6 protein-coding genes and 2 pseudogenes are annotated in these 9140 nt (G+C 32.6%); 4 read left to right on the top strand and 4 right to left on the bottom strand.

All coding sequences use genetic code 11. The features are described from left to right. Positions 1-446 precede the first annotated feature (446 nt). From BBB02_RS05685 to BBB02_RS05675, 3 genes and pseudogenes are all read left to right on the top strand, one after another. Entirely contained in the window at positions 447-2669 is a 2223-nt protein-coding gene (locus BBB02_RS05685) for a hypothetical protein (protein ID WP_127464236.1), read from the top strand. Between the two features lie 41 nt (positions 2670-2710). Further along, complete coding sequence (locus BBB02_RS05680) at positions 2711-2890, top strand: hypothetical protein (RefSeq protein WP_127464235.1); 180 nt, start codon at positions 2711-2713, stop codon at positions 2888-2890. Positions 2891-2912: 22 nt separating this feature from the next. After that, positions 2913-3998: pseudogene (locus BBB02_RS05675) on the top strand (AarF/UbiB family protein); the annotation flags it as partial. Between the two features lie 143 nt (positions 3999-4141). Here BBB02_RS05675 and BBB02_RS05665 read toward each other — a convergent pair. From BBB02_RS05665 to BBB02_RS05645, 4 genes and pseudogenes are all read right to left on the bottom strand, one after another. Next, a complete protein-coding gene (locus BBB02_RS05665; protein ID WP_245970105.1) occupies positions 4142-5797 on the bottom strand; it encodes a TomO hydrophobic C-terminal domain-containing protein in 1656 nt (551 codons plus the stop codon). 90 nt (positions 5798-5887) lie between these two features. Next, a pseudogene (gene trxB, locus BBB02_RS05655) lies at positions 5888-6838 on the bottom strand (thioredoxin-disulfide reductase). Beyond that, positions 6825-7424 (bottom strand): peroxiredoxin, encoded by a 600-nt coding sequence (locus BBB02_RS05650; RefSeq protein ID WP_017532618.1) that lies wholly within the window; start codon positions 7422-7424, stop codon positions 6825-6827. The pseudogene trxB and the gene BBB02_RS05650 overlap by 14 nt, the downstream one beginning before the upstream one ends. A gap of 157 nt (positions 7425-7581) precedes the next feature. Further along, the gene (locus BBB02_RS05645; RefSeq protein ID WP_245970104.1) at positions 7582-8223 is read right to left on the bottom strand and encodes a hypothetical protein; all 642 of its coding nucleotides are present in this window, start codon (positions 8221-8223) and stop codon (positions 7582-7584) included. A 195-nt stretch (positions 8224-8418) separates the two neighbouring features. On the opposite strand from BBB02_RS05645, the gene BBB02_RS05640 reads away from it, so the two are divergent. Then, complete coding sequence (locus tag BBB02_RS05640) at positions 8419-9102, top strand: hypothetical protein (protein ID WP_245970103.1); 684 nt, start codon at positions 8419-8421, stop codon at positions 9100-9102. Positions 9103-9140: the final 38 nt, after the last annotated feature.

The raw sequence follows: 9140 nt of genomic DNA, 5'->3' as shown, positions 1-9140 counted from the left end.
TGGTCTACCACGTAATACATAGGAACTTTTTTATATGGTGATTTCACTGTACGCTAAAACCAACTATATTAACCTACTTTAGCTATGTTTACATACGAACTGTTTTGTATAACTTTGTTACAACAATTTCACATTCTTATTTACACAACGCCGCTTTTATTTAAATTGTTCTCACGAAGGTAGGTACTTTCTTGTGATTTTTGGAAAGAGTAAATGATCAAATTCCTTATAACACTAATTAGTATGGTCTTTTCATTAAATTTATCCTCTCAAAAAGACTGTGCTTTATCCATCTACTTTAATGGTATCATAATATTTTACACCTAAATCTATTCTATAAAAATTCACAATAATAATTAGTAAACAAATTATGTCTAAATCAATTGAATTTATGATATATAGGATATACAATATATCATCTATTTATTTTAGTAGAGGGTATAGGTATGTTTAGTTTAAAGCAGGTAGTACAATATAATTTATTTGGTAGTAACGACCTTGAAGGCAATTCATCTTGTGAATTTGAAGATTTTCCTGAAGAGGAATTTGAGATTAGCAATGAAGAAAATCAAGCAATAGATAGTTTGAAAAGTAAAATAGAAAATCTACAACAAGAAAATTTTGATCTTAAACAAAAAGTAGAGTTACACAGACACTATAAGGAAAGAGCAGAAGAGTATTACGAAGAAGTAAGTGAACTTACCAGAGAAATGCAAACCCTAGAAGGGAAAATTAAAAAGCTTGAAGTTAAATTACAAAAAAGTACAAGAAGTTTAACTGAAAATGATCAAGACATCGAACAGCTAAAACAGAAAGTAGAAATATTATTATTAGAAACTCAGAACAAAAGTGATGTAATTAAGAACTTAAATAACCAATTAAAAGAGGCAAAGAATGAAATTCAGTTAACAGATAAAATAAATGAAGAGTTACAGCAAAAACTGGTTTTGACTGAAGATGAGTTAAATAGAGTAAGAAAAGAAAGTACAGTGCTGATAAACAGTATAGAGGATTTGAGAGGTAATTATGAAAATCAGATACTAGAAAAAAAGAAGGAACTTAATGATATAAGAGATCAATTTTGTATTTATTTATCAGAGTATAAAGAGCTATTTGCAGAATTCAGTAGCCTGCATAAGGAAAACGAGAGTTTAAAACAGAAAAATTTCTATATTAGTAATGAAGTGTCTCTTGCAGATGAAATAAACAAAGAAAACGTAAGAAAAGAAATAGCGAGAACTCAGTCTATACCTGAAGTGGAAACCAGGTGTATTAAAGATAATGATGATCAAGAACCAACCTGGCTATGTAGAGAAGGAGAAAATAATCAATATGATAAAACAAGTGAAGATAAAAACCTTGAAAATATCGATTTCGAGATTGGAGTATGGAATGAAGCTGATAATGAAAGTAGCGATGATCAAGAATCAACTCGGCTATATGGAAAAGCAGAAGATTATCGAACAAGTGAAGATAAAAAACCTGAAAATACTGACTACGAGATTGGAGTATGGAATGGAACCGATAGTGAAAGTAACGATGAAGACAACGTTAGCCCTTGCCCTGATTATGATGAAAGTTTTGGTAGGCGTTACAGTCAACTATTCTACGATACAAACATAATGCGCAAAGAAGATTCTTTTTCTTTAGCAAAAATAAAATTAAATGCAATAGAGATAAAAAAGTATGAAAGTATTTGGCAAAAAATAGATAAGATCCATGATGACCTGAATGTTTTGAATAACCGTGGTAACGACGAAGATTATGAGAAGTGCGAAAAAGAATTTGATAAAGTTATAAGTGAAGCACTGGAACAAGGAATAATGTTCTCTTTTCCATATAAATCTGATATATCCTTGGTAGATCGTATAGCTGATACATTGCAAAAGCTATATCTTTCTTACGATACTACTCGAATTCATGAATTTTTAGACAAAAAAAAGATATTGCAGATAATATCAGAAGGTGCATCTTTAAATAGATCGAGCGACGAAGAGCATGAAGATTTTGTGAACATAATTTGTTCAGATGTAGACACTTTGAGTAAACGATCCGAAAACCTTTCAAAGCTTAAGGAATTAGTACTTGAAAGTATTATGAATAAAAGTGAGCAAATTGATGAATATTACTTTGAACTAGAAATAGATAATGGATATTTTTGCATAGATTATCCACAAAATAGTATTGTTGAAGTTGCAAGGATATTAAATAATCAAAAAGTTAAAGATTTAAATCTAAACATTGGTATACTTCAAGTTGGAAACAGTATAATTAGAGTTGAAAATATAGGAGGAAGGAGAAATTATACAGAGTTCTCGGGAGATATCATTGAAATGTCTTTTACCACTGAAGTAGGAGAGATCAGTATTCATCTATGTCCTAGTGAGAAAGATAGTAATAAAATAGAAGTGAGGCTTGTCGATGAAGTAAGATTTAACAAGTTAGAGAATAAATCAAGTTTAGGGCAGAGTTGTCTGTTAGGTGGAGAAAGTGTTTTGACAGCTATAGAAAATGGGTATTTCGAAAGAAATAGTAGTGCTTTTAAAGAGTTAGGTAAGACTATTAGAAAGTCAGATTGTACAATGGAAAATCCATCTAGCTTTGTAGAAGAAGTTAATAGAAATCAGCTACTAAAAGTAAATGCAAGAGCTTATGGTCGGGGATTATGATAGTTAATATATATTAAGATATAGAAACCAGGAGGGTTAAGATGCATTTTAATTTAGAGCCGGGAGGTGCTTTTTGTGATGGTAAAAATAAGCTTGTAACTGTCAAAATAAATGATGAAGAAAAGATTAATTTACCTTATACGGGAGTGTTAAATCTCTATTTATTGGCTTATCCACCAATTCAGGGAGTGTTAAATAAACTGTGTCAAACCACATTTTAATTCAACTCAACTCTCAATCTATCAGGCAGCATCAATTTCTCAGGTGCATAGAGCAGTTACAATTGAGGGTAAGGAAGTTGCTGTAAAGGTTTTGAGGCCAAATATTGAGAAAACATTCTCAAGGGATATAAAAATGCTTTCTTGGCTTGCAGAAATTGCAGAAAAATTTAGTGAACAATCAAAAAGGCTGAAGCCAGTTGAATTAGTCAAAACTTTTGCTGAAATTTGCCGATTAGAGTTAGATCTACGTTTTGAGGCTGCCCACTCTTCGGAACTGAAGGAAAATACTAAACATGACAGAGGTTTCTACGTACCTGAAATAGATTGGAGTAGAACTTCAAAAAAGGTTTTAACATTAGAATGGATGGAAGCTATACCAATATACGAAGTTGAAAAGCTGAATAACCGCAAGCAAATAGCTATCAATCTTATAGAATCTTTTTGTAATCAGGTATATAGGGATTGTTTTTTTCATGCTGATATGCATCCTGGAAATTTAATGATCGATAGTAATAACAATATTATTGCCCTGGATTGTGGAATCATGGGTAGAATAGATCGTGAGACATGCTATTACGTTATAGAGATACTCAAAGGCTTTTTAAATAGGGATTATGATCACGTTGCAAAAATGCACTTTAGAGCCGGTTATGTTCCATCACAGCATAGAAATTTTGTTACAGCTTGCAGAGCAATAGGTGAACCCATTGTTGGACAGCCTATACAGAAGATTTCATTTGCTCGATTACTTACTCAGCTATTAAAAATAACTGGTGATTTTGATATGAAAGTTCAAACACAATTGTTATTGCTGCAGAAAACTATGATTTTATTAGAAGGAACATGTAGGAAAGTCTATCCAGAAATCAATATGTGGAAAGTAGTTGAAACATGGATAAACAATCAACATGAAAGTAAAATAGGGTATAGGGAAAAAATTAAAAGCTCTTATCCCATAAAAGCAATTCAGGGAATATTTAGCCTTATAGAAAAATTAAACCTAATAGCTGACAAAAAATTACAAGTGAAAAATAGATCAAATGGAAAAGCCTACTTTTTACTTTGGTCTGTAATTATAATTCTCATCGTTAAACTTTTAATTTCTTGAACTAAAAGATAATAGAAGCAAGTTTACAACAACTATTTCAGTCTTGAAACCACTCAGGTTTACATTCACTCGAATTATCAAGGTATTTTCAGTATGTACAAAAATTTTCAGAAGAGTTTAGACAAGAAGTAAAAACCTTAACTTCATCCTAAACAGATAACATTACCAAGCTCAGTGCTTATCACATCACTCAGTACTGTACTTGCTTTATATGAACAGTAGCATCCAATTGTAAGGAAGACAAATGCAGCTACAGCAAGTGAAATACATATTTCTAAATTCGATATTGTTAAACATGCACCAACAGCAAACGCTCCAAATAACACAAAAGAAGCAGAGGAATAGTTACTTTGCCTTCTATTATAAATGCTTGCTTCTGAAAGTTTTCTGTTTTTGTTCTTTAAGTCTTGATTTTGAGCTTGAAGTTTTAATCTCTCTTGCCTTAAATCCCTTTCTAACTGTGAAATTTTGTCAGTGTCTCTTGTTCTTTCATCTACGACCCTATTCAGCTCTTGCTCTTTTTCTGCAAGTTGAGATTTTGTTCTTTCAAGTTCACCTTCCAGGTTTTCAAGTCGCTGCAATTCTTGAGCAATAAACTCATCGTTTATTTCCGGAGCAACATTATGTGCATTTGCTGAAGACTGTTCTACAGTTGCAGGAAATTTCTCAATTAGATAATTTTTAATAGATTCGATTGGATTATGAACATTCCTCAACGCAGCAGTAACAATTGCATGATTTATGAAACAGTTATCTTTCACTAATTCTTTCACACCATCCAAATCTTTTTTATCAATAGTATCAGTTAATTGCTCTTTAATAGTTCGTTCAATTATTTGCTTTACCCATTGATTTCGTTCTATAGCTGGTATTGGTTTTATTTGACTAAAATCTAGCTCCTTATGTTTTAAAAGTTTAGTCAATACTTCCTCGTTATCTTGTGTTATTCCTTGTAAACATGATTTGATAATCAGGCTAAGCAGCGTTTCTATTTCTTCATTGAAATTTCTTTGCCAGCAATTAGGGTTGAAATATTGATTCAATAGTCTTTTTGCTTGGTCAATATTTCTACCAGAAAGAGCATTCAATAATTCTTTTCCTTTTCGTGCTTTTTCAAATTCTAATTTTATTATGTTCTCAAATCCTCTTGCAATAAGATCTGTAGGAGCTTTATTTTGACAATTTTTAATATCAATTTTTATATCTGGGTGCGTGAGCAATATTTTCACTATATCTCTAGCTCCAACCTGGCAAGAAATATGTAAGGCAGTATTTTTTTGTATCTCGGATGTTCTTACATTCTCCTTTACACCGTCATATTCGTAACTGAAATATCTACGTATACCTTGATCATCGATGTTATCTACAGGTTGACCACTGTTACAATATATATAATAAGACGGTCGCGTTTCTGCCACTTCCTCACCGCGAAATAAATATAACAGACGCCCAAATCGATCTTTCTTTTGTATTTCTTTATAAACAGGTTGCTTACTTTGAGCGTTAATATTGATACTTCTTTTTTGTATCAGCAGTTTAGCCATTTCTTCTAATGCAGGCTGATTATTGCTAGCTATGTAAATGCTAGCAATAGACATCAAAGGTGTCATGCCTTCTTCATTAAACGCATTAACATTCGCACCTTCTGTCAGAGCTCGCTCAAAATCTCCTAGATTTTCTTCATCAATAGCTTTAAATAATTTTGTTGTTGATTGTCCTGAAGTTGTTTGATTTTGAGCTCGTAATCCTGTATCATTAACAATACTTCTTCTAAAACCTACATTACTTCTCGAAAGCATACTAAATTCTCCTCAATCTATAATTTATTAACATAATTATAAAAAAACAAAGAAGATTGCAAGTAATTTAGTTAAAAATTTTAGAACTAATTATGATTCCAAAAATTTTTCTGCATCAAGTGCAGCCATGCACCCTGTACCTGCTGCAACTACTGCCTGGCGATATACCTTATCTTGAACATCACCAGCAGCAAACACCCCTGCCCTACTGGTTAGAGTTGTTCCAGGTTTCGTAATTATATAACCTTGCTGATCCATTTCAACAAAGCCCTTAAAAATACCTGTATTTGGTGCATGCCCAATTGCAATGAACACTCCATCTACTTTCAATTCCTGGGTTTTATTGATGTCTGTCGATTTAATTGTAATGCCAGTAACTTTTTTAGGATTTTCTTCTCCAAGAATCTGCTCTACGGTATGATTCCATATTACCTTTATCTTATCATTTTTAAAGAGCCTGTCTTGCATTACTTTCTCTGCTCTTAACTTATCACGCCTGTGTATCAGTATAACTTCCTTAGCAAATCGAGTTAAAAATATTGCTTCTTCAACAGCAGTATTTCCACCACCAACCACAGCTACAACTTTATTTCTAAAAAATGCACCATCACAAGTTGCGCATCATGCTGAAACCCCATAACCTTGAAATTTCTTTTCACTCTCCAGGCCAAGCCACCTCGCTTGCGCACCAGCTGCGATTATAATTGCATTCGAATAGTAGTCACTAGCATTACCACAAGATCTAAATCTATATTCATTAGAATCCTCAAGTTGTTCAACACTTTTTATTTCGTCATTTATTACCCTTGCCCCCACCTTCTCCGCATGCAACCTCTTCTGTTCCATGAGTTCTGGACCTTGTATAGAAATAAAACCTGGATAGTTTTCAACATCCGTAGTAATTGTAAGCTGACCACCAGGTTGCATTCCTGTTACTACAATTGGCTCTAAATTTGCACGTGCTGCATATATAGCAGCAGCATAACCCGCTACTCCAGATCCAATAATAAGAACTTTTGTACTCAATTTATAATTCTGCACTGTGTGAGTTTAGATAATCAGCCACTCCTTCATCACTTGCCTGCATTGCTGGCTTACCTTTTTTCCACCCTGCTGGACATACTTCACCATGCTCTTCATTATGTTTTATTGCATCAATAATTCTAATAAACTCATCGACATTACGTCCCAAAGGAAAATCATTTATCGATTGATGACGTACAACAAATTTATCATCAATAACAAAAGTTGCTCTTAGTGCAATTGAGTCGTCATATAAGACCCCATAGTCTCTTGATATAGACTTTTTGATATCAGACACTAAATTGTAGCTAACCTCTCCAATACCACCATCATTAACTGGAGTGTTTCGCCATTTATAGTGTGAAAATTTTGAATCTATACTTATTCCTATCACTTCAACATCACGTTTTGAAAAATCTTCTATTTTGTTGCTAAATGATATCAACTCAGTTGGACAGACAAAAGTAAAATCAAGTGGATAGAAAAAAAGGACAGCATACTTATCCTTTATATGTTTACTTAAACAGAAATCATCAACTATTTTTCCACTAGCAAGAACAGCCGAAGCAGTAAAATCGATAGCGGATTTTGTTACAAGATTCATAACTAACCTATTCATTTTCAATATCTACAATTTTATACCTTGATACATTTACATGCAAGTTTTCTTTAGCCCCAATCCTATAAAAACTTCCTCTTATGGCTGTAAAAATGTTATGATAAGAGCTAATTTTCATGAATAGGGAAATACCAAAATATTACTATCTTTCACCTTTTCTTCCTTCAAATTTTTCAACCATTTCTTTTACACTTACATTCGTGGAAGGTAAATTTTTGCTGGCAAGATGGTTGATCGAAGATTTTTTATTCCCTACTGGAAATGAACGAGATTGTTTTCTCTTCACACTGATATCCGTTTGTGTTACTGAAGCAGTTTTGTTTTCAGCAGGCAACACGTTCTTTACTTGATTTTGCTCAAATCTTTCTTTTAATGCCTTTACTTTACTACTCTCGCGAGTCACTTCTTTTTTCATAGCAACTACTAGTACTTTTGGTCCATCAGCTTTTTTTGCTGATTCTTTACCATCTTGATTTTCAGATTTTAGTGGTAGTGTAGGTTTACTCTCAGCTAATTTTTCCACTACTATTTTTTGCTCTGTGCTTACTTTTTCGTCTAAATCTTTAGGCTTTGGTGGTACTGCAGGTTTATCTTTTTTCGGTTCTTGTCTAATTTTTTGATTGATAGTAAACATTTTCTCTGGTACTGGTGGTACTCTTGGTGGTTTTGGTGGTGCAAGAGATTGAAGTTGTTGTTTCTTCCTATTTTCTCTTTTTGCTTCTATATGTTCTTTAGGAATTGTTGCATAAATCGGCTCCTCTTTAATTGATTGTAGATTACTCAAATCTTTTGTTAAAGATTTGTAAATGAAGCTATAAAATCTAGGGTAAGGTTCAATCTTACTTGTAAGGGAAATATATATGAAAATACTTATGAGAGTAAGTATAATTTTACAGATTATGTAATAAGAAGAATTAGTAAATTAAAGATTTTTCAAGTTGAAAGGGACATAGAAGTTGCTAGTCGCATAGTATGTAATTTGGTAAAAAGAGGTGCAGTATTTGAAACTTTAAGTAGTATAATTGTAATTGATAAACTAGAGAAGTTTAAAGACCACAAAGCTAATCTGAAAGAAGCACGTAAAAGCTATATACATTATTCTCTAAGGTTTTTGGAAGCTGCAAAAAACGCAACTACTGGTAAGGTAAAAGAGGCAAAAATGGACAACTTCACTTTCTACTTAAAATACTCAAAGAATAGTATAGTCGAGGTTGCAAAGATCATAAATGGAACAGATGAAAGCACAGAATTTCGAAGAGACGTGATAGCAATCGGTGAAAGCGAGATAGAAATTTTAACGGAAGGTGGGGTAAGAAATTATACTGACCTTATAGGTAATATAGTACTGACTTTTCATACTGATTTGGGAAAAGTAGATGCTAGATTGTATTCTGATGTGGAAGATAAAAACAAAAAAATTATAGTAGAAGTGAGTAACAAGGAGGAAATATTGGAAAAGTTTAAAAATTATAAAGAAGAGTTAGGTGAGAACTGCTTGCTTGGTGGTTTTTCTGTCTACGAAGCTATTAAGCAGGGATATTTTAAAAGGATTGAGGAAGTTTTAGAAAAAGATTCCCAGTGTAGCGTAAGTTCTTCATTAGAAAATATATCTTTATTTTCTATTGTACAACAGAACACAGAGAAAATTCGCTCGCGAGGTTAGTGTTGCCTAGCTTAAGTTTAAATTGCCAAAAAATGCAA

The organism is Wolbachia endosymbiont of Bemisia tabaci (assembly GCF_003999585.1).
GTDB lineage: Bacteria > Pseudomonadota > Alphaproteobacteria > Rickettsiales > Anaplasmataceae > Wolbachia.
This window is presented reverse-complemented; position numbering and strand designations above follow the sequence as displayed.

Coding starts and splice junctions, on each gene's coding strand:
- BBB02_RS05685 (WP_127464236.1), top strand. CDS start 447: ATGTTTAGTTTAAAGCAGGTAGTACAATATAATTTATTTGGTAGTAAC.
- BBB02_RS05680 (WP_127464235.1), top strand. CDS start 2,711: ATGCATTTTAATTTAGAGCCGGGAGGTGCTTTTTGTGATGGTAAAAAT.
- BBB02_RS05665 (WP_245970105.1), bottom strand. CDS start 5,797: ATGCTTTCGAGAAGTAATGTAGGTTTTAGAAGAAGTATTGTTAATGAT.
- BBB02_RS05650 (WP_017532618.1), bottom strand. CDS start 7,424: ATGAATCTTGTAACAAAATCCGCTATCGATTTTACTGCTTCGGCTGTT.